Below are 21,579 nucleotides of genomic sequence, written 5' to 3'. Positions count from 1 at the left end.
CGGCCTCGGTCCATTCCAAGGTTGCTCGTCAGCTCTGTTTGTCACGAAGGGCGCGATAGACGGTGTTGCGGGAGATGCCGAGCCGCCGGGCGGTCTTGCTGATGTTGTTTCCGGTTTCAGCAAAGGCGCTCAGCACATGTGCGCGCTGGATCTCGTGCAGATCGGTCTGAAGGCCGTCGCTGGTCGGCGTCCTGTGGACCGGTTGCGCACGGCGCAGGGCGCCGACGACGGCTTCGACTGCGTCGGCGTCGACCCCTTGGCCGGTCTCGTTGAGCGAAAGCCGGGCCAGAACATTGCGCAACTCCCGGATATTGCCGTCCCAGTCCAGCTGGGCCAGCCGATCAATGGCCGCCTGGGACAACTCGATCGACGGATCGATCTTTTGCAGCAGATGGCGTGCGATCTCGACGAAATCGGTGCGTTCGCGTAGCGGCAGCAGCGTCACCTCGAGCGTGTTCAGGCGAAACAGGAGGTCGGATCTGAACCGGCCCCTGGCGATCGCGTCGGCGAGATTGGCGTTGGTGGCCGAGACCAGGAGAACGTCGACCTCGCGCTTGCTGCCTCCGACCGGCCGCACGGTCCAGTCATCGAGGAAGCGCAACAGCACCGCCTGCAAGGTCACGGGCATGTCGCCGATCTCGTCGAGGAACAGGGTGCCGCCATCGGCTTCCTTGAACAGGCCCGCCGAGCCGCCCTTTCTGGCGCCCGTGAAGGCGCCTTCCGTATAGCCGAACAGCTCGGCCTCGATCAGGCTGTCGGGAAGGGCTGCGCAGTTGACAGCTACGAACGATCCCGTCCGACGGCTCGCCGCATGCGCGTGCCGCGCCATCTGCTCCTTGCCGGTGCCGGTCTCGCCGCGAATGAGGATCGGCATCTTGCGCGCCGCGGCGACCGCGACGCGCTGCACGATGGCCGCGATTCTCGGATCGGCGGAGACGAACGGTGCGGCGGTGTCCTTCGGCGGGGACGGCCGCGGCATCAGCACGCGATGCGTCATCGGGAACTGCCGGGTGTTCTCGATCGTCGCCACGAACTGGCTGCCGACATCATCCTCGAGCCGCTGGCGCTCCTTGCGCCGGCCCTCGTCGACGAAATCACTGAATCTGGCGCGGAACACATCGCCAAAGCGGCGGCCTGCGGAGGCCGGCAGGCCATGAAGCAAAACTCGCGCGGCGCGATTTGCGGCGAGGATCTGGCCGTCGTTGTCGACGGCCAGCAGGCCGGCGCTGAGCGTGTGCAGGTATTCGCCGCGATTGTGGAAGGCGATCAGGATATTGCCGCGATGTTGTTCGCGGAACAGCCCGTTCTCGATCTGGGTCGCGGCCATCGCGACCAGCGCCTGGGTGTGGGCCTGGCGCGACATGCAGTCGGACGATGCGTCGAGGATGCCGGCCACCTCGCCATCGGGTGCGAAGATCGGGGCCGCTACGCATGTCAGATTGTTGTAACGGGCAAAGAAATGCTCGCGTCCGTGCACGACAATCGGCCGCTTGAGGTAGGCGGCGGTGCCGAGGCCATTCGTGCCGCAGATATTCTCGGTCCAGATCGATCCGGCACGGATGCAGGCTGCATCCGATGCATCGCTGAAGCTGGAGTCGGAGATGATGTCGAGCAGCAGGCCTTCCGCGGTCGCAAAGGCGATCATGAAATTGGAGCCGGCGATCTGCTGATGCAGCGTGTGCATCTCGGCAAGGGCGAGGCCGCGTACCAGCGAACAGCGCTGCTGTTCCTGCCGCAGCAACGCGGAGTCGATGAATTCGGGCGAGGGCGGCCGTAGGGCATCGAGGCCGAGTGTGATGCAGCGCATCCAACTGTCGTAGATGTCGGCAGACAACAGATCGGCCGGTGGATGGCCCTGATCGTCGAGCTTCATCCACGCGCCATCGACGCGCCGGCTGGCAGGCAGCATCGTCCATCCTCCCGCTCTGAGGGCTTGGCAGCATCCCCGTCGTCGCAGCCGTTTGATTGTTCGTTATGTGGTGCTGCTTTGCTCATCATAGAGCAATCGAACGAGAAGCCAAATTTGGCGCGCAACGGCGAAGGCCGTCTTTGCATCGCGAAAGTGTTCCGTCCCGGAACAGTTGTGCAATCAGCATTGATCCGCGACGGACCGAACAACGAATTCGAGGCCTGTGAGAACGTACGAAATATCAGGTTGTTAGCTCGCTGGCATAGCTCTTGCTCAACCCATGGTCAACGATACGTACGCCAGTTGACGTCAAAACAAAAAAATCCGGGGGAGTTCAATGAAGGCCGCGGTTCTCCATGCATTCGATGAAAAGCTAACGGCGAAGGAGTTCGTCAGATACGAAGAGGTCACCAATCCGAAGATCTCGCGCCCGATGGACGTCATCGTGCGCATCGGCGGTGCCGGCGTCTGCCGCACCGATCTGCACATCGTTGAAGGAATCTGGCGCAGCAAGGTCGACGTCAAGCTTCCTTATATCATGGGTCACGAGAATGCGGGCTGGGTCGAGGCCGTCGGTCCCGGTGTCGAAGGCGTCAAGATCGGGGACAGCGTCATCTGTCACCCGCTCGTGACCAGTGGCCATTGCCTGGCGTGCCGACGCGGCAACGACATGCACGCGCTCGACAGTTCCTTCCCCGGCATCAACGCCAATGGCGGCTACGCGGAATATCTGCTCACGGGCCAACGCTCCCTGATCAAGCTGCCGAAGTCGCTGGCGCCGAAGGACGTCGCTCCCTATACGGATGCCGGCCTGACGGCCTATCGCGCGGCCAAGAAGGCGTCGCGCCATCTGCTGCCTGGCGAGTATGCCGTGGTGATCGGCGCCGGCGGCCTCGGCCATATCGGCATCCAGGTTCTCGCAGCGCTGTGCGCGGCGGAGATCATCGTCGTCGATCGCTCCGACAAGTCGCTCGAGCTCGCCAAGGACTGCGGTGCGCATCACCTCGTGAAGGCCGATGGCGGCGAGGTCGAGGCGGTGCTGGCGCTGACCGGCGGTCGTGGTGCGGAAGCCGTCATCGACTTCGTCGGTGAGGGCGATGCCATCGCCAAGGGCCTCGCGATGACCGCGAATGGCGGCTCCTATTACATCGTAGGTTACGGCGGCAAGATCGATCTGCCGACCATCGACATGATCACGACGGAGAAGACCATCGTCGGCAATCTGGTCGGAACCTATGCCGAGCTGGTCGAGCTGATGGCGCTGGCCGACCGCGGCCTCGTCAATCTCCACACCAGGGAATACCGGCTCAGTGAGGCCAATGATGCGCTCCATGATCTGCATCATGGGCGCATCCACGGACGTGCCGTCCTGATCCCGTAACGCGTGCGCGGCCAGATGCTCGGCGTCGATCCCAATCATCGAACGAGAGTAACTCGGGTGACGAAATCCAGCGAGCGCGGGCCACAGATGACCGCCGACGAAGCTGCCCAATTGCAGCTGGCGCGCGATCGGATGATTGCCCGGCACAAGCTGATCGAGGGCATCATCCGCAACAACGAGATGCAGCTCAGGAATGAGAGCGCGCGCGGCGGCGCCGAAATCGAGCTGGAGTGCGCGCGGCGCGACGTCGCGCGCGCGGCGGGTGGCAGCGCCGCGCAGGACGAGTTCGACAGGGTCGTCGATCGTCTCGGCAAGCTACGCGACGAGCACGCGCGGCTCGTCGCCGAGCGTGAGTGGCTCAACCATGCTCTGTTGGAATTCGACAGCACGCCCACCGACGACGACCACAAACGCACGGGACACGCATGATGAGCAAGGTCGACATGAGCAGGCTCAATTGGAAGAAGTCCGGCGCACCCGTCTCGGCGGTGCCGCCCGTTCTCGGCCCGACACCGCCTCTGCAAGCCGAGCAGGGCGAGGACGACCGGTCGAAGGATGCCTTCTTCGCCCAGGTCGGTGAGATCGCCGAGGCGATGATTGCGCGACACGGCAGTGAGTTTGCCATCGGCACGCTGGTGCTGGCGGCGAAGTTCGTCGCGGAAGGCCGGCCTCTGGTCAACCGCGGCGCGGGAGCCGGCGGGGCAGCGAACGCGGCCAAGCCGGTCTGAAATGCCAAATCCATTGCGGGAGTCAAAGTCAATTTTCGGACCTCAAAGTTGATGGGCAGACGTGAATTTGCAGGAGACGTCGCGGAAGCGCTGCTTGTCGCCGCTGCCGCGATCGAACGATCAAAGCCTGAATGCAGAAAACTGGTGCAACGTTCAAAGGAGAAGGAAATGTCTGCAAGTCTGACGCTCAATAAGATTACCGCCCAGAAGGGCATAACGATTGCCGAGGCAGCCAATCGCGTCGCGGATCTCGGCTGGACGCCGAGCTACGTCCAGGAAGCGATGACGTTCCCGACCGACTACAAGATTTCAAAGACACCGCGCGATCCGATGAAGCAGGTCCTGCGATCGTACTTCCCGATGCAGGAAGAGAAGGACAACCGCGTCTACGGCGCGCTGGACGCGGCGTTGCGTGGCGACATGTTCCGCAACGTCGAGCCGCGCTGGGTCGAGTGGATGAAGCTGTTCCTGGCCATCATCCCGTTCCCGGAGATCTCGGCGGCCCGGTCGATGGCGATGGTCGGCCGGCTGGCGCCGGGTGAGGAGCTGCGTACCGGCTTCACGATGCAGATGGTCGACGAGTTCCGGCATTCGACGATCCAGATGAATCTCAAGAAGTGGTACATGGAGAACTACATCGATCCGGCCGGGTTCGACATCACCGAGGCCGCGTTCGGCAAATGCTACGCCACCACCATCGGGCGCCAGTTCGCCGAGGGTTTCCTGACCGGTGATGCGATCACCGCGGCCAACGTCTACCTCACGGTGGTCGCCGAGACCGCCTTCACCAACACGCTGTTTGTGGCGATGCCGTCGGAGGCGGCCCGCAACGGCGACTACGCGCTGCCGACCGTGTTCCTCTCGGTGCAGTCCGACGAATCGCGCCACATCGGCAACGGCCACTCGATGCTGATGGCGATGATCAACGATCCGTCGAACCACCAGTTGCTCGAGCGAGACCTGAAATACGCGTTCTGGCAGAACCACGCGATCGTCGACGCCGCGATCGGCACCTTCATCGAATACGGCACCACCAACCGCGACAAGAACAAGGAATCCTATGCGGAGCTCTGGCACCGCTGGATCTACGAAGACTATTATCGCACTTACATGCTACCGCTGGAGAAGTACGGCATCAAGATCCACCACGATGACGTCGCCGCCGCCTGGGACCGGATCGTCAAGAAGAACTACGTCCACAAGACCGCGCAGTTCTTCGCGGTCGGCTGGTCGGCGAACTTCTGGCGCATCGAGGCCCAGACCGAGAAGGACTTCGAGTGGTTCGAGCACAAATATCCGGGCTGGTACGCCGAGTTCGGCGACTTCTGGAAGTGGTATGCGAAGCTGAGCGTGCCGGGCGAGACCAACATTCTCTTCAACAGCGACGTGGGCTACGTGTACCCGCATCGGTGCTGGAGCTGCATGGTGCCGTGCCTGATCCGCGAAGACTTCGTCTGCGACGAGGTCGACGGCAAGATGTACACCTATTGCTCGGAAGGGTGCCGCTGGACCCACAAGGTGGCGTTCGCCGCCGAGTATGAAGGCCGTGCGACGCCGGCGATGGGCCGCTTCAGCGGTCGCCGCGAATGGGAGGACTGCTATCACGGCTGGGACATTGCCGACGCCATCAAGGATCTCGGCTTCGTCCGTCCGGACGGCAAGACCCTGACCGCCCAGCCGCATCTGCGGTTCGACGCCAAGGACATGTGGACGCTCGATGACGTGCGCGGCCATCAGCTTGGCAGCCCGCTGCGCGGCTTCCGCGCGCTCTCGCCGATCGAGCGGGAGGTCGCGGTCGCCGACTATCGCAAGGGCTTCACGATCAATCCTTGCCACTGACGATGCGGCGGCAGGGGGCCGGTTCGCCGGCTCCCTGCGATCATCAGCTTGCGTGTGTCGGGGAGGTTGTCGATGTCGGTTGGTAGAGGGGCTGTCATGACGGACGTGCAGGTTCACAAGGTTCGTTTCGAGCCCGTCGGAATCGAGATGGAAGTGGAGGAAGGCGAGACCGTGCTCGATGCGGCGTTTCGCCAGGGCATCTCGCTGATGCATGGTTGCAAGGAAGGCCAGTGCGGAAGCTGCAAGTCGAAGCTCGTCGACGGCGACATCGAGCTCATGAAATACTCGACCTTCGCGCTGCCGGACTATGAGAGCGAAAACGGGCATGTGCTGCTGTGCCGGACGCACGCCTATAGCGACGTCAGTTTCGAGCTGCTGAACTATGACGAGGATCTGCTCAGGCGATCGATCGCGGTCAAGACGTTTCGCGGACGGGTCGCGGCGATCACGGCGCTGACATCGGACATCCGTCTGCTGGAGATCGACATCGACAAGCCGATGAAGTTCTGGGCCGGCCAGTATGTCGACCTGACGATCGACGACGGCCGCATCACCCGCGCATTCTCGATGGCGAATGCGCCGGGCGAGGGCGCGCGGCTCAGCTTCATCATCAAGACATATCCGAATGGGGCGTTTTCATCCCAACTCGACGGCGGTCTTGGCGTCGGCGATGTGGTGACGGCGAAGGGGCCCTATGGCACGTGCTTTCGGCGCGAGGAGCGACCCGGCCCGATGCTGCTGATTGGCGGCGGATCGGGAATGTCGCCGCTGTGGTCGATCCTGGCCGATCACATTGCGAGCCGCGAGCAGCGGCCGATCAGGTTCTTCTACGGCGCCAGGACGCGCGCCGATCTGTTCTACCTCGACGAGCTGGCGGCGATCGGCGGGCAACTCGCGGATTTCAGGTTCGTGCCGGCGCTGTCGCATGCCACCGCCGACGACCATTGGGACGGCGAGACCGGCTTCGTGCACGAGGTCGTCGCGCGCCACCTTCGCCAGGAAGGCCTGGCGGGGACGATCGACGCCTATGCCTGCGGTCCGACGCCGATGATCGATGCCGTGCTGCCGATCCTGCAGGTCAACGGTGTCGAGCCGGACCACATCTATTTCGACAAGTTTACGCCGGCGGTGCGATGACGGCGTTCGGAAATCGTCGCAACACAAGAGCAAAAGAGGGAGGTCATCATGAGCGCACAAGTAGGCAGAGCCATTGCGGAGCCGGAAGTCGTCAAATCGGGGGCGGCAGGATCCGCCGTGTTTCCTGGCTCCGATAGCCGCAAGTACAATTATTTCGAGCCCAAGGGACGCAAGGCGACCCACTACGAGGACATGACGGTCGATGTCCAGCCCGATCCGGAGCGCTATCTGCTGCAGGACTGGATCATCTCCTTTCCCGACGGAACGCCGACCTACAGCAAGGACTGGACCGCGGCGAAGAGCTCCAACTGGCACAAGTTCCGTGCGGTCGATCAGGAATGGGAGCGGACGCATTATCAGCGGCAGTCGACGATCTGCGGCATGGTGCAGAACACGATCGAGAACGGCCGGAAGTCCGGTGCGCCGGCGCGCTTCGACCCGGCCTGGGTGAAGATCCTGCAGAACCATCTCGGCGCCTACAAGCATGCCGAGTTCGGGCTGGGGACGTCGACCATGCAGGCGCAGCGCTATGGCTACACCCAGATGGTCAACAATGCGATCCTGACAAACTCGTCCTACAAACTGCGCTTCGCCCAGGACATCACGCTCTATCTGAGCGAGATCGCGCTCGACCTTCCCGGCTTCGATGTCAATGCCGGCAAGCAGCATTGGCTCGAGGATCCGATCTGGCAGGGCGTGCGCAAGTCGATCGAGTCGGTGATGGGATCGAACGACTATCTCGAGCAGTATTTCGCCACCAACGTGGTGTTCGAGCCGTTGGTCGGCGAGCTGTTCCGGTCCGGGTTCCTGATGCAGGCCGCCTCGGCGCAGAACGACTTCATCACGCCGGCGGTGGTGTCGGCTGCGGAGGCGGATTACGAGCGCAATCTCGCCAACACGGTCGAGCTGTTCCACATCCTCGGCACCGACCCCACGCATGCGGCGAACAACGTCGCGCTGTTCGACAAGTGGCTGGCCAAGCACGCCGAGCTTGCGCTCGACGCGGCCAACCGACTGCAGCCGATCTGGTCGCAGCCGCGCGTCAAGGTCGTGTCGTTCAGCGAGGCGCTGGCGCAGGCCAAGAATCGGATCAGGGGAATCGCTGCCGAGCTTGGCTTGACGGTCCCGGCCAGTCTCGCCTCGTAGCCGACGCCTTTCACTCAATCCGTCAGGAGAGCAACCATGATGCACGAAGCCGAGAACATTTTCAAATCGATGAAGGACATCACGTTCGAGGACACGGTGTCCCATCAATGCGGGGTTACGATGAATGACAGCGTCGAGGCGCGCGCCATCGCCGACGTCATGAGCCGCCATGACCACATCACGGTGACCTACATGCCGGCGATGATCCGGATCGACGGCATCGGCAAGATGGAATTCAAGATGGACGAAATCTCGGAGGAGCTCGGTCGTGAGATGACGCCGTATCTGTTCGAGATTTCGACGTCGACGCATTACGGCCGGATGGTCATGATCGACGACAACACCGTGATGCTGTTCGGCGACATGAACGAGATGATGAAGTACATCGTCTGAGCAGGGGTGCGCAGGACGTCCGGCCGGCCTCGCCGCCGTCCGGGCCAACCTGGCTCCGCCATCAATGGTGGGACTCATAACATTCAACCTGGGAGCGGGAGAAACGCGATGTACAGGACGGCGACGGGCGAAGAGATTTTCGTGATCGACGGGCACACCCATTTCTGGGACGGCAGCCCGGCCAACCAGAAGAACATTCACGGCAAGCAGTTCATCGAATGCTTCTATGCCTACCATTCCAATCTCAGTCCGCCGTCTGAGAAGTGGGAGAAGGAGAAGTTCGAGAAGTATGACGCCAAGACGATGTTCGATGACCTGTTCGTCTCCGGCTATGATGACATGGCGATTCTGCAGCCGACCTATCTGACCGACTTCTACAAGAACGGCTTCAATACGACGGAACGCAACGCGGCGATGAAGAAGAGCCATCCGGACCGCTTCATCCTCAATGGCGCCTTCGATCCGCGGGACGGCAGCAAGGGCCTGGAGGATCTTCACGCGCTGGCCGAGAAGTACAAGCTCCAGGGCGTGAAGCTGTACACGGCGGAATGGCGCGGCGAGTCCAAGGGCTACAAGCTGTCCGACAAGGACTCCTACAAATACCTCGAGGCGGCGCAGAAGCTCGGCATCAAGAACGTTCACGTCCATAAGGGGCCGACGATCATTCCGTTGAACCGTGATGCGTTCGATGTCGCTGATATCGACGACGTCGCGACCTCGTTCCAGGATCTGAATTTCATCGTCGAGCATTGCGGGCTGCCGCGGCTGGACGATTTCTGCTGGATCGCGACCCAGGAGACCAACGTCTATGCGGGGATCGCCGTGGCGTTGCCGTTCATCCATTCGCGGCCCGGCTATTTCGCCCATGTGATGTCGGAGCTGCTGTTCTGGCTCGGGCCGGACAAGATCCTGTATGGCAGCGATTACGGCATCTGGACGCCGAAATGGCTGATCGACAAGTTCATGGCGTTCGAGATTCCGGAGGACGTTTCCAAGGAAACCGGCTCGGTGCTGACCTTGGAGAACAAGACCAAGATTCTCGGTCTCAACGCGGCGCGGCTCTATGGCATCGATGTCGAGGCCCAGAAGAAGAAGATCAGGGCCGGCGGCGGATACGCGCATCTGTCCGAACCCGTGCCGGCGTGAGCGCCATGAGCGGGCGGATCGCAAGGAGCCTGCCGGAACGAGACCGGCAGGCCGAGCAGAGGCAGGTCGAGGCGAGGCAGGCGGAGCTGTGGGGCTGCCTGCACGGCGTCATGGATCCGGAGCTGGACGAATCCGTGGTCGATCTCAACTTCGTCACCAGAGCGGATGTGGACGCGACCAACCATGTCCACATCGAATTCCGGCTGCCGACCTATTGGTGTGCCGCCAACTTCTCGTTCCTGATGGCGGACGACATGCGCCGCGCCGTGACCGCGCTGGAGTGGGTGGAAGGCGTGAGCGTGGTGCTCGGTGAGCACATGTACGCCGACAAGATCAATGCCGGGCTGGCGCAGGGCCTGTCGTTCCAGGAGACGTTCGGCGTCGAGGCCGATGGTGACCTGGAAGATCTGCGCCGGACCTTCCTCGTCAAGGCGTTCCAGCGTCGCCAGGTCGCGCTGCTCAATCATCTCACCGGCATCGGACATTCGCCGGAGACGATCACGGCCCTCACCTTGGCGGAGCTGTGTGGTCTTCCCGTCGACGACGAGGGCGACGGGCTGAGGCAGCGCTATCTCGCAAGGCGGGATGTGGTGGCAGCAGCCCGTGATGAGGTGCCGGCCTTCGTCGATGCTGCGGGATCGCCGCTGCGGGCCGATGGATTTTCGGCCTACGTCTCGGGGCTGAGGCGTGTCGGTGTCAACGCAGAATTCAACAGTGCGCTGTGCCGCGGTCTGCTGTCGGTGCGGTTCGATCTCGAGACGCCGTTCGTTCCGAAAGCACGAGTCTCGGCCTGATCGGCCGGGGGACAACAACAACAGTCGCGCCGGCCGGAACGGCGGCGAACGACCAGGCCAATGGGAGGTTGAGGACATGCCGAAGATCATGCTGCATGACGAAGCGGCGCGGGCCGCATTGGGACGGGGCGTTGCCAAGCTTGCCAAGGCGGTGCGCGGCACCTTGGGTCCGAAGGGAATGAACGCGATCATGGACCGTCCGATCGGTACACCGATCGTGTCGCGCGACGGCGTCAGCATCGCCAGCGAGATCGAGCTCGAATGCCCGTTCGAAAACATGGGCGCGCAGGTGCTGCGCGAGGTCTCGAAGCAAACCAACGACACTGCGGGCGACGGCACCACCACGGCCACGGTGCTGGCCGACGTGCTGGTGCAGGACGGCTTGAAGTGTCTCGCTGCCGGCGCCAATCCCGTGGAATTGGTGGAAGGCCTCGAGCTGGCGGTGGCGGAGACGATCAAGAACCTGAAGCGCTCCGCGATGGCGCTGCAGGGCTCGGCGGGCGTGCGGGCGGTCGCGAGCATCGCGGCCAACGATGCTGCGCTCGGCGACATGGTCGCAGAAGCCTTCGAGCGCGCCGGAACGCACGGGATCGTCGCGGTCGAATATGGCAGCACCGTCCAGACGACGCTCGAAGTCGTCGAAGGCATGGCGTTCGAGCGCGGCTATCTCTCGCACCACATGGTGACGGATGTGGAGCGGATGCAGGTCGTGCTCGACAATCCGTTCATCCTGATGACGGACCACAAGATCCAGAGCGGCGAGCAATTGGCCGGCGTGATCTCGCTGGTCGAAAAGAGCGGCAGGCCGTTGCTGATCATCGCCGAGGAAGTTGCGCCGGTCGTGATCATGCAGCTGCTGGCGCGCCGCGAGAAGAGCAACTTCAAGGTCGCCGCGATCCATCCGCCGGAGTTCGGCCATTGGCGCAAGGCGATGCTGGAGGATATCGCCATCACCACCGGCGGCCGTGTCATCTCGGTCGATCTGGGTGGCCGGCTGGAAAAGGCCGAGCTGCAGGATCTCGGAGCCGCCCGCCAGGTGCGGATCTCCGCCTCCAAGACCTTGATCACGGCGGGCGCCGGCGATCCGGCCAAGATCGCTGCGCGCCGCGAGCAGGTGATGCGGCAATATGATGCGGCGCCTGAGAACATCGAGCGCGACAAGTTCCAGGAGCGTATTGCCAAACTGTCCGGCGGCACGGCGATGATCCTGGCGGGCGGAGCGACCCCCGTCGAACAGAAGCGCAGGACCCAGCTGATCGAGGACGCGATCAATGCGACGCGGGCCGCGATCGAGGAGGGCATCGTCCCCGGCGGCGGCTTTGCGCTGTTGAAGGCGGCGCCGAAGCTCGACGACCTGATCAAGGGGCTGGACGGCAGTGTGAGGCAGGGTGCCGAGCTGTTGCAGCGTGCGCTGAGCCGTCCGCTGTTCCACATCGCGTCGAATGCCGGCCTCGATGCCGAGGCGGAGGTCAACAAGGTTGCGAAGGGCGCCAACGGTCATGGCCTCGACGCGCGCAACGGCGCATCCGTCGATCTCGTCAAGGCCGGCATCGTCGATCCCGTCAAGGTCTGCTACAGCGCGGTGCGCAATGCCGCCTCCGTCGCCGGCCTGATCCTGACGACGCAGACGTTGATCGCGAAGAAGCCGGACGATTACGACCCGACGGCCGGCCCGGCCCTGGGCGGTGGCGCCGAGCGGCTTTGACCCCGTTCGGCCGACGCGCTGCCGGTGAGCCATGAAGCCGGGCGTCCGCGCCCGGCGAACGCATTGCGCCGTCACGATGCCATCGCCTTGTCGACCCGTGTCGGCTCCCGGCCTGCGCGCCGACTACGGCCGCGGCTGCCCGAGCGCGCGGTAGATCGTGTTTCTGGACACGCCGAGACGCCGCGCCGTCTCGCTGACATTGCCCGCGGTTTCGGCGTAGACCATCAGGATGCGGGCGCGCTGGACGTCCTGGAGCGATCCAGGCGCCGGCGGCGGAGGCTGGCCGATCACCTTGCCGATCATGGCCTCCACGCAGGCCTCGTCGATCACCCCGTTGGAGACGCCGAGCGTGAGCCGCGCCAGCATGTTGCCGAGCTCGCGGATGTTGCCGTGCCAATGGTTCGGCGCCAGTCGCGCCAGCGCCGCCGCGGTGATGTCGCAGCCCGGATCGATCTTGCGCAGCAGCTGGCGCGCAATGGCGTCGAAATCGCAGCGCTCGCGCAGCCGCGGCAGCCGGACCTCGAGCGTGTTGAGGCGATACAGCAGGTCGGAGCGGAATCGCCCCTCGGCGATGGCCCTGTCGAGCGCGGCATTGGTCGCGGACACCAGGAAGACGTCGACCTTGAAGGCGGTGCCGCCGACCGGCCGCACGGTCCAATCGTCGAGCAGGCGCAGCAGCACGCCCTGCAGCGCTACCGGCATGTCGCCGATCTCGTCCAGAAACAGCGTGCCGCCATCGGCCTCCTTGACCAGCCCCGTGGCGCCGCCGTGCCGTGCGCCGGTGAAGGCGCCGTCGGCATAGCCGAACAGCTCGGCCTCGATCAGGCTGTCGGGGAGGGCGGCGCAATTGACCGCAACGAACGCGCCGGCGCGTCCGCTGGCGGCGTGGGCGTGGCGCGCCAGCTGTTCCTTGCCGGTGCCGGTCTCACCGCGGATCAGGATCGGCATCTTGCGCGCCGCCGCGCTCTCGACGCGCCGCACGATCGCTAGCACGTTCGGATCCTGGGCGACGAAGCCGGGACTCTTGTTGCCGGCCGGCTTCGTGGGCGGGCGGCACGGCTGTGCCTGCAGGTTTCGCGACGGAGCCGACGTGGTGGCGTCGTCGCGCGCACGCGTCTCCTTCGCGGTCACGGCGTTGCGATCCGCGGCTGCGCGGCGCCGCGCATGCATGACTACGATCGCGCCGACACCGGTGCTGCCGTTCTTGACGAGCTCGAAGCTCGCATGGGGCAGGATCTCCCTGAGCTTGGCCGGCCAGTCTTCGAACTGGACCGTTTTCAGGAAGCGCGTCGGCGCATCGCCATCGGTGTTGAGGCCGTTGTCCTTCATGGCGCGCAGCCCGCGCTCGGTCGCATGGAGGATCGCGCCGCGCCGGTCGAGCAGGATGCATTCCTCGGTGGCCCATGACGCCCGCTTGGCGATGAAGTCGCACAGCAGCTGCTCCTTGTCCTGCCGGGCCAGCTGCGCAAGCACGCTTTCGACGTGATGGCCGACCGCCACCGCCAGCGCCAGGCTCTGCGGGTTGAAGGTGCTGGCCGGACCCGAGATGTCGACCACGCCGAGCAGCTCGCCGTCGCTCGGGTCGTGAACCGGAACCGCGGCGCAGGTCCAGCGCTGGACTTCGGTGCAGAAATGCTCTGCGCCGTGAATCTGGACCGGTCGTGATTCAGCCAGCGCCGTGCCGATGGCGTTGGTGCCGATATCAGCCTCGCTCCAGCGTCCGCCGTGCTCCAGATGCACCGTGCGGCCGGCGTCGATGACCCGTGCATCGCCCTGGGTGTCGACGATCAGGCCGGTGGGATCGGTGAGGATCATGATCGAGCCGGCGTCGCTCAGGAACGTCTTCGAGTTCTGCAGCGCGCAGCGCGCGGCATGGCGGAGCGACGCATGCTTGGAGCGCTGGCGAAACAATTCCGCCTCGGCGACGAGTGGCGCTTTCGCACGATCGACCGTGACGCAGTGCTGCCTGGAGCGCTGCCACGACGCGGCCACCGTCGATCTCAGCTCGGCCGACAAGGCGCCGCGCGCGACGAATTTTTCCCATGCGGCCCGTACGTCCCGTTGGTCCATTTCGGCTCCTCCGACGCGTCGATGCCCACAACCGAGACGTCCCGCGATCGAACACCGGCTGCGGAGTCCCGATCGGGGCGAACAGCACCGCCGATCACGCCGCAACAATCGACTCGTCCGAGCCGTTCGAACCCAAGACCTCCAAAATGTCGGAAAATCTGCACGCATGCGCAGGATGAGGGCGGACGGAGTCGGCCCTTCACCCACCTTGCTCGCGTTTCACTTCCCGACGTTCCAGCGCTTCCTCGACGCTGGTAACGATTGAGCTTATACGCGCCGGCCAATTGCGCAAAGCGGAACTCATTGCGTTGAGGCTCACTCATACGTCAATTTCAGCGCCTGTCTCGACGTGCGCCGCCGGCCGCATTGCTATCGCCGCTCTCTGCGCCATCGCCGCTGACATCGTCCACGACAGTGCGATGCGGTATATGGATGAGACGTATTAGCCGGCTACTACACTCGTCCTCGTTTCTGTCCTGATGGCGCGGCGCCGCAGCCGTCGCATGCTGGAGCAACTCAGAGTCCAGCCAATCGCCGAGAAAAAACCGTTCTTCCGTCTCCGGATCCCGGACCAATGGAAGGTTCAATACTCAGGCCGCGGCTGACTGCCCGTGGTTGGTCGCCCGCTTTCCGGGCCCACGGCCGATCCTCGTGGTTGTCGACGAGGACCAGGAGCGATGACCTCCCGAGTTGGCCTCCTGAGATGGCTGCCCATTGCGGAATTCGGCGCCCCATCTGGAACGTCGCGAGACGCCGTCGTGACGCGGCCGAGGCTGGGAATGCCTCTGGAGCCGCAGACGAAACTCGCTCACGGCGCGCCGCGCTGCTATACTGATCGCGCATCACAGGAGGACCCCCAATGACAAACCGCAAACTCGCTGCTGCACTGGTTGGTCTTGGTTTGACCTTGCCCGTCGCCGTACTGGCGCAAGGCCAACCCCTTGAGGAACAGCTCGTAAATTCAATGAACAAGGTATTCGGGGTACACCCCGGAATGCGGGCCAATCACGCAAAGGGCATCGTCGTCGAGGGGAGCTTCAAAGCATCTCCGGAAGCCGCAGGGCTCAGTCGAGCGGCTCTCTTCAGCGGCGCTGCGATCCCGGTGACGGCGCGCTTCTCAGACTCCACGGGCGTCCCGAACCTGCCGGATGGGTCCGACGACGCCAATCCGCACGGGGTGGCAGTGAAGTTCCATCTGCCTGATGGCAGCGACACCGACATCGTCATCAATTCCCTCAAGTTTTTCCCGGTGTCGACGGGCGAAGAGTTTCGGGAGCTGCTCACGGCGCTGGCAGAGAGCCCTGCCAATGCGGCCAAGCCGACGAAATTCGAACAGTTCGTGTCCAGCCATCCCTCGGTTCCGGCGGCGTTCGGCACCGTGGCCACGCCGGACAGCTTCGCCGACGAAGAATACTACGGCATCAACGCATTCACGTTCGTCAACAAGGCGGGAGAACGACAGGCCGTCCGCTATCAGATGCTGCCGGAGAAGGTCGTTCATTTGGAGAAGTCCGACGCGGCGAAACGGGCACCAGACTTCTTGATGAACGAGCTGCCCGAGCGATTGAAGCAGGGCCCGGTGACCTTCCATTTCAAGGCGCAACTTGCTGCTGCCGAAGATTCCACGAAGGATCCGGCGAAACCCTGGCCTGAGAGCCGCAAGGTGGTCGAACTTGGAGTCCTGACAATCGACAAGGCTGTGCCGAACAGTGACGAGGTTCAGAAGAGCTTGCTGTTTCTACCTGGCCAGCTCACCGACGGAATCGAGCAGTCCGACGATCCAATGGTCGATATCCGCGGCGGTGCATACGCTGTATCGTTTTCGCGGCGCAATCCCTGACCGCCAGCGACATCGCGCTCGAAACGGTGGAAAAAGTACTGTCACGTTCGTTCTCCATTCCGTCGGCCTATCCACCTCCGAGCAGGCGGCTTCCCACATGACCGCGCGATATCAACGCAAGGCGCCGCCTGCGGGACAAACCGGGACGGCGTGGCGTCACGCCAATATCGGTCGCCTGCTCAACAATGCGGTGCGCCGGTTCGAGTCCCGAGTCCTCGAATTGATGGCGGCCAGCGGACACGGCGAGACGCGCATCGCCCATGTCGGTCTTACCCGCAACCTCGACGTCGAAGGCACGCGGCTGACGGAGCTCGCGCGCCGGGCCTCGATGAGCAAGCAGGCGATGGGCGAGCTGGTTGATCAATGTTCAGAGCTGGGACTCGTCGCGCGCGGGGCCGACCCGCGCGACCGCCGCGCGCGCCTCGTCAGGTTCACGCCGGCGGGCCTGAGCTGGCTGGAGGCCTTCCGCGATGCGGTCGATGTCGCCGAGCGCGAGATGCGCGCAGAGCTCGGCAAGGCCGCGATGGATGCGATCGTGCAGGGGCTTTCGGTTTACGGAGCAAGGTTCGATGCGCTTGCAGACGGGACAAGCGACAGCGGTAAATAGTCAGGTTACTTGACTATCTCGGCCGGGCCGCCCTACTATGGCGGGCAGCCGCCGGGGAGAAGCGCCGTGACCACACCTCTGACCGCCGCCGTCCTGATCGTGGGCGGCGGACCGTGCGGGCTGATGCTCGCCAACGAGCTCGGCCGCCGCGGCGTATCCGCCGTGCTGATCGACGAGAAACCCGGCACGGCCTTCAATCCACAGGCCAACGCGACCCAGGCGCGGACGATGGAGCATTACCGCCGGCTGGGTTTCGCCGACGAGATCAGGCGTGCGGGGCTTCCGGCCGACTATCCGACAGACGTCGCCTATTTCACCCGCTACACGAGCTATGAGCTGGCACGCTTCCAGCTGCCGTCGGCGGCGCGCGCGACGGAGCTCGTGGAAGGCCTGTCCGGTTCCTGGAGCGCGGCCGAGCTGCCGCATCGGGTGTCGCAGAAATTCGTCGAGGCGATCCTGCGCCGGCATGCAGAGCAGCTTGCGGGCATCCAGCTGCATTACGGTCATCGGCTTTCAGGCTATATCGCCAATGATGACGGCATCACGGCCGAGGTCGAGCGCCTCAGCGACGGCGCGCGCTTCCAGGTCGCGGCGGATTTCCTGATCGGTGCCGACGGCCCGCGCTCGCTGGTGCGCCAGTCGCTCGGCATCTCCTATGGCGGGACCACCGGCGTTCAGCGCGACTTCATGGGCGGCCGCATGCTCGCCGTGTATCTCCGGTCGCCGGAGTTCTACCAAAGCATTCCTCACGCCAAGGCCTGGATGTATGTCTGCTTCAATCGCGACCGCCGTGCCTTCATGGCCGCGGTGAACGGGCGCGACGAATTCGCCTTCCACACCCAGCTGCGGCCCGGCGAGGACGAGAGCGCAATCAGCGCTGATGACGCCAAGGCGGCGTTTCAGCGCGCCTGCGGCGCAGCCGTGCCGTGCGAGGTGCTGTCGCATCTCACCTGGACCGCGGGCCACGCGCTGGTCGCCGATCGCATGCAACGCGGCCGGGTGTTTCTCGGCGGTGATGCGGCGCATCTGTTCACGCCGACCGGCGGGCTCGGCTACAACACCGCGATCGAGGACGCCGTCAATCTCGGCTGGAAGCTCGCTCACGTCGTCAAGGGTATCAGTCCGGTGTCCTTGCTCGACAGCTATGCGGCCGAGCGCCGCCCGGTGGCGCTGCGCAATACCGACTATGCGCGCCGCTTTGCGGATTCGCTCGGCCTGTTTGCCGCGGTGCCCGAGATCGAGGACGCGACGGCGGCCGGCGCTGAGGCGCGGCGCATCGCCGGCGCCTATCTCGACCAGCATGCGCGCGCCGAGTTCAATATTCCCGGCATCACCTTCGGCGGCCGCTACGACGGCTCGCCGATCATCGTCTCCGACGGCACGCAACCGCCGCCGGATGCCGCCAATGTCTACGTGCCGAGCGCCTGTCCCGGCGGCCGCGCGCCGCATGCCTGGCTGGAGCAGGGCGTCTCGTTGTATGACCGGTTCGGATTCGAATGGACCCTGCTGAGGTGCGAAGGCTGCGACTTTGATGAGGATCAGCTGCGTGACGCGGCGCGGCCGTTGTGCGCCGACGTGAAGGTCATCACCTTGCCGCGCGCCTTGCGCGATCTCTACGAAGCGGATCTCGCGCTGATCCGTCCCGATCAGATCGTGGCCTGGCGCGGCAGCGCATCGCAGGCCGGCATGCTGGGACGCGTGCTGGCCCAGGCGCTCGGTCACGAGGTGCACGCGTAGGTCCGCATCGCGCCTGTACACCGATCGCGGCTTTGACGGCGGCACGCCGCCGGCGTAATTGAGTCCGACGCCCTCGTTGCCAACACTGCACGCGATGCGCGAACAATGAGGCCCTCGTCATGGCCATGCTGCAGGCCGCGGTATCGTGAGCACCATGTCCCTCCCGGCCGTCGCGCTCGGCGCCCACGGCGCTGCATGCGGACTATTCCTGCTGACCGCCGGCCTGACCTGGCGCGAGCGCCGCCGGACCCGGATCGGGCAGTTGACCGCGGCGGTCCTGCTCGGTGCCGCCGCGGCATCGGTCAATTCGGTGCCGGGATTCGGGCATTCCGGGATTGTCTGGCGCGTCCCCGTGCTGGCGCTGGCCGCCGGCAATGCCGTCGTGTTCTGGCTGTGGGCAAGGGTCGTCTTCGACGATGACTTCATCCTGCGCGCCCGGCATGCGGCGCTGTGGGCGCTGTTCGTTGCAGGCGAGCTGCTGAGCGCCTATGGCCCCGTCGTGTGGTCACGGCTCGACCCGGTCGCCGACCTTGCCGACAAAGCCGTACAAATCGCTGGCCTCGGACTTGCGGTGCTGGCTGCCGCGCAATCGATGGCGACGTGGCGCGGTGATCTGGTGGCGGGCCGGCCGCGCCTGCGCGTCGTGGTCCTGCTCGGCAGCGTGCTGTTCATCGCGGTTGATGCCATCTACGGCTCGGGTCTCGGCGCGCGCGTCATCACGCCGGCCGCGATCGACACGATCCGCGCCGCTGGACTATGCGCGCTCGCAGCGATGGCGGCGTGGAGCCTGCTGCAGGTCGCGCCCGTCGGCGCGGCTGCGGCCGTGCTGCCGCGGCGCGAAGCGGCACCGGCGGCCGCGCCTGCGCCGCGAAGCGCTCCCCAAGGCGCCGATCAGCTGCTGCTGAAGCGCCTCGATCAGTTGATGACGCAGGAGCGCATCTTCCGGCAGGAGCGGCTCACCATCGGCGTGCTCGCCGCCCGGCTCGCGGTGACCGAGGAGCAGCTGCGGCGCGCCATCAATGAGGGCCTGGGCTATCGCAACTTCAATGCCTTCATCAATCACCACCGGCTCGCCGAGGCCAAGGCGGCGCTGGCGGATCCAAGCCAGCGCGACGTCCCGGTGCTGACGATCGCGATGGATGCCGGCTTCCAGTCGCTCGGTCCGTTCAACCGCGCCTTCAAGGCCGCGACCGGCCAGACGCCGACCGAATACCGGAGAACGGTCCGCGACGTGCCGTCGTCCGAGGTGCCGGCGGCGGCTGATCGAAAAATCGGCTAGCTGAATCCCGGAGTTCGGCGAGCCGGGGACAGGGACTCCGATGCAGTCTCGGGCGATGCAGCCTCCGCTGCCTGACCCCTGGAGACATCGATGATCCCCCGTACCTCCCGGCCGATGCGCCTGCCGCGGCTGGCCTCTGCGCTCATCCTGCTCTTGTCCCTCGCCGGACCGGCAGCCTCCGACGATCTGGCCCAGGTCGCCGATCCGGACCCGCTCGGTTTCTCGGCGGCGCGATTGGCGCGGATCGCGCCGTGGTATCAGGCGCGCTTCGAGGCCTTCCCGCCATCCGAGGGTCTCGTTCCTGGCGCCGTCGTTGTCGTCGCCAAGGCCGGCAAGCTCGCTTATCTGCAGGCCATCGGATTTCAGGACCGCGCCAGGACGGTCCCGATGCAGATCAACTCGATCTTCTGGATCGCCTCGATGTCCAAGCCCGTGACCAGCGTTGCGGCCATGATCCTGGTCGATGACGGCCGGCTCGACCTCGATGCCCCGGTCGCCCGTTATCTGCCCGAGCTCGCGGAGATGCAGGTCGGGGTCCGCAGGACGGACGCGTCCGGCCGGACGGAATATGGGTTGGAGGCGCCGAAGCGCGCGATGACGGTGCGCGACCTGCTGCGCCACACCTCCGGTCTCATCTACTCCGAACTGGATTTCGCCTATCCGGCAGGCGGCCTCGCCGACCCGGATGCCGATGCCGGCATCCGGATGATCCACATGCTCTATGGCTGGAAGGCCGTGTACCGCCGCGACCGGACGCTGGCGGATTTCGTGGCGAGCCTCGCAAGCCTGCCGCTCGCCCATCAGCCCGGCGAGGTCCATGAATATGGCTGGAGCGTCGACGTGCTGGGCCGGGTCATCGAAGTCGCGTCCGGTCAGCCGCTCGATCAGTTCCTGCGCGCGCGCATCTTCGAGCCGCTGCGCATGGTCGACACCGGCTTCTTCGTGCCGAAGGAGAGGCTCGACCGTCTCGTCGACGCGCCGATGCCGGAACGGCCGCCGATCTGGGACGTCACGACGCCGCCGAAGCTGTTTGCCGGCGGCGGCGGCCTGGTGTCGACCGCGCCCGACTATCTCCGCTTCTGCCAGATGCTGTTGAATGGCGGCGAACTCGACGGCGTGCGCGTGCTCAGTCCGCAGGCGGTGAAGGAGATGACGACCAACGCGCTGCCCGAGACTGTTCGTATCTTCGGCGGTGACGAGGTCGGCGCTCGCGCGGGCACGACGTTCGGGCTCGGCTTCGCGATCCGGACCAATCCCGTGTCCAGCTGGGTGCCGGGCGGGGTCGGAAGTTTCTCCTGGGCGGGCCACTGGGGCACCTATTTCTGGATCGATCCGGCGGAGCAACTGATCGGCCTGCAGATGATCCAGGCCACGCCGGGCAGCAAGGCGCTGCTGCCGGCCGGGATCAACCGTCTGGTCTACGGTGCATTGACGGCGTCAGTGCCGCCCGAGCGCGCGGCGGAGCCGAGCCCTGCGACGTCAGCGCGGTGAGATGGGGGGCGGTCGCAATGGTGGGGCGTGCATTGCGGAGCCGTGGCGGCCTTGCTAGTTTTCGGCTCGTTGGAACGAGAGGCTGCGGTGACGGAATCGGACAAGGCGCGAGAGGTATTCGCGGCGCTGAAGTCGGCGGAAGGGGCGGCGCCGGAGAGCGCGCTGCAGACGCTGAACGGCCTGATGGGGCTGGTGCGGAGCGAGAGTTTTGATCACTCGCTCGAGCTGGACGAAGCGCGCGCTGCGGCGTTCCTGTCGATCTGCGAGGTCGGCAAGGCGCTGCATCGTGGACAGCCGGTCGATGCGCTGTGGCCGGCGGCCGTGTCGGCGACCGAACGCTGGATGGCGCTCGCCCGGTGAACGAGCACGCGGGCCAC

The 21,579-nt window shown here is 65.0% G+C and carries 18 protein-coding genes; 16 read left to right on the top strand and 2 right to left on the bottom strand.

Annotated features, from left to right (window positions below):
- Positions 1-28: 28 nt before the first annotated feature.
- Positions 29-1,909, bottom strand: coding sequence for a sigma-54-dependent Fis family transcriptional regulator (locus LQG66_RS13820; RefSeq protein ID WP_231326766.1), 1,881 nt, complete (start codon positions 1,907-1,909; stop codon positions 29-31).
- 337 nt (positions 1,910-2,246) lie between these two features.
- Here LQG66_RS13820 and LQG66_RS13815 point away from each other — a divergent pair, with 337 nt between their 5' ends.
- The 10 genes from LQG66_RS13815 (at position 2,247) to groEL (ending at position 12,178) form a co-directional block, all read left to right on the top strand.
- Positions 2,247-3,290, top strand: a complete 1,044-nt coding sequence (locus LQG66_RS13815) for an NAD(P)-dependent alcohol dehydrogenase (RefSeq protein ID WP_231326765.1) — start codon at positions 2,247-2,249, stop codon at positions 3,288-3,290.
- An 87-nt stretch (positions 3,291-3,377) separates the two neighbouring features.
- A complete protein-coding gene (locus LQG66_RS13810; protein WP_231326764.1) occupies positions 3,378-3,719 on the top strand; it encodes a hypothetical protein in 342 nt (113 codons plus the stop codon).
- Positions 3,719-4,018, top strand: a complete 300-nt coding sequence (locus LQG66_RS13805; RefSeq protein WP_231326763.1) for a hypothetical protein — start codon at positions 3,719-3,721, stop codon at positions 4,016-4,018. Before LQG66_RS13810 ends, LQG66_RS13805 begins: the two co-directional genes overlap by 1 nt.
- Positions 4,019-4,186: 168 nt before the next feature.
- A complete protein-coding gene (locus LQG66_RS13800; RefSeq protein ID WP_231326762.1) occupies positions 4,187-5,857 on the top strand; it encodes an aromatic/alkene/methane monooxygenase hydroxylase/oxygenase subunit alpha in 1,671 nt (556 codons plus the stop codon).
- A gap of 72 nt (positions 5,858-5,929) precedes the next feature.
- The gene (locus LQG66_RS13795) at positions 5,930-6,994 is read left to right on the top strand and encodes an NADH:ubiquinone reductase (Na(+)-transporting) subunit F (RefSeq protein ID WP_231326761.1); all 1,065 of its coding nucleotides are present in this window, start codon (positions 5,930-5,932) and stop codon (positions 6,992-6,994) included.
- Between the two features lie 48 nt (positions 6,995-7,042).
- Positions 7,043-8,140 (top strand): aromatic/alkene monooxygenase hydroxylase subunit beta, encoded by a 1,098-nt coding sequence (locus LQG66_RS13790; protein ID WP_231326760.1) that lies wholly within the window; start codon positions 7,043-7,045, stop codon positions 8,138-8,140.
- 36 nt (positions 8,141-8,176) lie between these two features.
- Complete coding sequence (locus LQG66_RS13785; protein WP_231326759.1) at positions 8,177-8,533, top strand: MmoB/DmpM family protein; 357 nt, start codon at positions 8,177-8,179, stop codon at positions 8,531-8,533.
- Between the two features lie 108 nt (positions 8,534-8,641).
- Positions 8,642-9,679 carry an amidohydrolase family protein gene (locus LQG66_RS13780; protein ID WP_231326758.1) on the top strand — a complete coding sequence of 346 codons (1,038 nt, stop codon included), beginning with the start codon at positions 8,642-8,644 and terminating at the stop codon, positions 9,677-9,679.
- Positions 9,680-9,684: 5 nt separating this feature from the next.
- On the top strand, positions 9,685-10,473 hold the full coding sequence (locus LQG66_RS13775; RefSeq protein WP_231326757.1) for a metal-sulfur cluster assembly factor: 789 nt from the start codon (positions 9,685-9,687) through the stop codon (positions 10,471-10,473).
- A 76-nt stretch (positions 10,474-10,549) separates the two neighbouring features.
- Positions 10,550-12,178, top strand: a complete 1,629-nt coding sequence (gene groEL, locus LQG66_RS13770) for a molecular chaperone GroEL (protein ID WP_231326756.1) — start codon at positions 10,550-10,552, stop codon at positions 12,176-12,178.
- 123 nt (positions 12,179-12,301) lie between these two features.
- Here groEL and LQG66_RS13765 read toward each other — a convergent pair whose 3' ends face one another.
- Positions 12,302-14,248 carry a sigma-54-dependent Fis family transcriptional regulator gene (locus LQG66_RS13765; RefSeq protein WP_231326755.1) on the bottom strand — a complete coding sequence of 649 codons (1,947 nt, stop codon included), beginning with the start codon at positions 14,246-14,248 and terminating at the stop codon, positions 12,302-12,304.
- 859 nt (positions 14,249-15,107) lie between these two features.
- Here LQG66_RS13765 and LQG66_RS13760 point away from each other — a divergent pair.
- From LQG66_RS13760 to LQG66_RS13735, 6 genes are all read left to right on the top strand, one after another.
- Positions 15,108-16,088 carry a catalase family peroxidase gene (locus LQG66_RS13760; protein WP_231326754.1) on the top strand — a complete coding sequence of 327 codons (981 nt, stop codon included), beginning with the start codon at positions 15,108-15,110 and terminating at the stop codon, positions 16,086-16,088.
- Positions 16,089-16,185: 97 nt separating this feature from the next.
- Complete coding sequence (locus tag LQG66_RS13755) at positions 16,186-16,695, top strand: MarR family winged helix-turn-helix transcriptional regulator (protein ID WP_231327777.1); 510 nt, start codon at positions 16,186-16,188, stop codon at positions 16,693-16,695.
- 66 nt (positions 16,696-16,761) lie between these two features.
- Positions 16,762-18,432: an FAD-dependent oxidoreductase gene (locus LQG66_RS13750; protein ID WP_231326753.1), complete on the top strand. Its 1,671-nt coding sequence runs from the start codon at positions 16,762-16,764 to the stop codon at positions 18,430-18,432.
- 154 nt (positions 18,433-18,586) lie between these two features.
- On the top strand, positions 18,587-19,711 hold the full coding sequence (locus LQG66_RS13745) for an AraC family transcriptional regulator (RefSeq protein WP_231326752.1): 1,125 nt from the start codon (positions 18,587-18,589) through the stop codon (positions 19,709-19,711).
- A 90-nt stretch (positions 19,712-19,801) separates the two neighbouring features.
- Positions 19,802-21,202, top strand: a complete 1,401-nt coding sequence (locus tag LQG66_RS13740) for a serine hydrolase domain-containing protein (RefSeq protein WP_231326751.1) — start codon at positions 19,802-19,804, stop codon at positions 21,200-21,202.
- A gap of 87 nt (positions 21,203-21,289) precedes the next feature.
- Complete coding sequence (locus LQG66_RS13735; RefSeq protein ID WP_231326750.1) at positions 21,290-21,562, top strand: hypothetical protein; 273 nt, start codon at positions 21,290-21,292, stop codon at positions 21,560-21,562.
- Positions 21,563-21,579 lie beyond the last annotated feature (17 nt).

Source organism: Bradyrhizobium ontarionense (genome assembly GCF_021088345.1).
Taxonomy (GTDB): domain Bacteria; phylum Pseudomonadota; class Alphaproteobacteria; order Rhizobiales; family Xanthobacteraceae; genus Bradyrhizobium; species Bradyrhizobium ontarionense.
The sequence above is the reverse complement of the archived record's forward strand: the minus strand, read 5'-3'. Positions and strand labels throughout refer to the sequence as shown.

What these genes read in the sequence shown, in the direction of transcription:
- LQG66_RS13805 (WP_231326763.1), top strand. Translation starts at nt 3,719, where the DNA reads ATGAGCAAGGTCGACATGAGCAGGCTCAATTGGAAGAAGTCCGGCGCA.
- LQG66_RS13815 (WP_231326765.1), top strand. Translation starts at nt 2,247, where the DNA reads ATGAAGGCCGCGGTTCTCCATGCATTCGATGAAAAGCTAACGGCGAAG.
- LQG66_RS13785 (WP_231326759.1), top strand. Translation starts at nt 8,177, where the DNA reads ATGATGCACGAAGCCGAGAACATTTTCAAATCGATGAAGGACATCACG.
- LQG66_RS13755 (WP_231327777.1), top strand. Translation starts at nt 16,186, where the DNA reads ATGACCGCGCGATATCAACGCAAGGCGCCGCCTGCGGGACAAACCGGG.
- LQG66_RS13765 (WP_231326755.1), bottom strand. Translation starts at nt 14,248, where the DNA reads ATGGACCAACGGGACGTACGGGCCGCATGGGAAAAATTCGTCGCGCGC.
- LQG66_RS13745 (WP_231326752.1), top strand. Translation starts at nt 18,587, where the DNA reads ATGTCCCTCCCGGCCGTCGCGCTCGGCGCCCACGGCGCTGCATGCGGA.
- LQG66_RS13820 (WP_231326766.1), bottom strand. Translation starts at nt 1,909, where the DNA reads ATGCTGCCTGCCAGCCGGCGCGTCGATGGCGCGTGGATGAAGCTCGAC.
- LQG66_RS13810 (WP_231326764.1), top strand. Translation starts at nt 3,378, where the DNA reads ATGACCGCCGACGAAGCTGCCCAATTGCAGCTGGCGCGCGATCGGATG.
- LQG66_RS13795 (WP_231326761.1), top strand. Translation starts at nt 5,930, where the DNA reads ATGTCGGTTGGTAGAGGGGCTGTCATGACGGACGTGCAGGTTCACAAG.
- LQG66_RS13800 (WP_231326762.1), top strand. Translation starts at nt 4,187, where the DNA reads ATGTCTGCAAGTCTGACGCTCAATAAGATTACCGCCCAGAAGGGCATA.
- LQG66_RS13790 (WP_231326760.1), top strand. Translation starts at nt 7,043, where the DNA reads ATGAGCGCACAAGTAGGCAGAGCCATTGCGGAGCCGGAAGTCGTCAAA.
- groEL (WP_231326756.1), top strand. Translation starts at nt 10,550, where the DNA reads ATGCCGAAGATCATGCTGCATGACGAAGCGGCGCGGGCCGCATTGGGA.
- LQG66_RS13780 (WP_231326758.1), top strand. Translation starts at nt 8,642, where the DNA reads ATGTACAGGACGGCGACGGGCGAAGAGATTTTCGTGATCGACGGGCAC.
- LQG66_RS13740 (WP_231326751.1), top strand. Translation starts at nt 19,802, where the DNA reads ATGATCCCCCGTACCTCCCGGCCGATGCGCCTGCCGCGGCTGGCCTCT.
- LQG66_RS13775 (WP_231326757.1), top strand. Translation starts at nt 9,685, where the DNA reads ATGAGCGGGCGGATCGCAAGGAGCCTGCCGGAACGAGACCGGCAGGCC.
- LQG66_RS13760 (WP_231326754.1), top strand. Translation starts at nt 15,108, where the DNA reads ATGACAAACCGCAAACTCGCTGCTGCACTGGTTGGTCTTGGTTTGACC.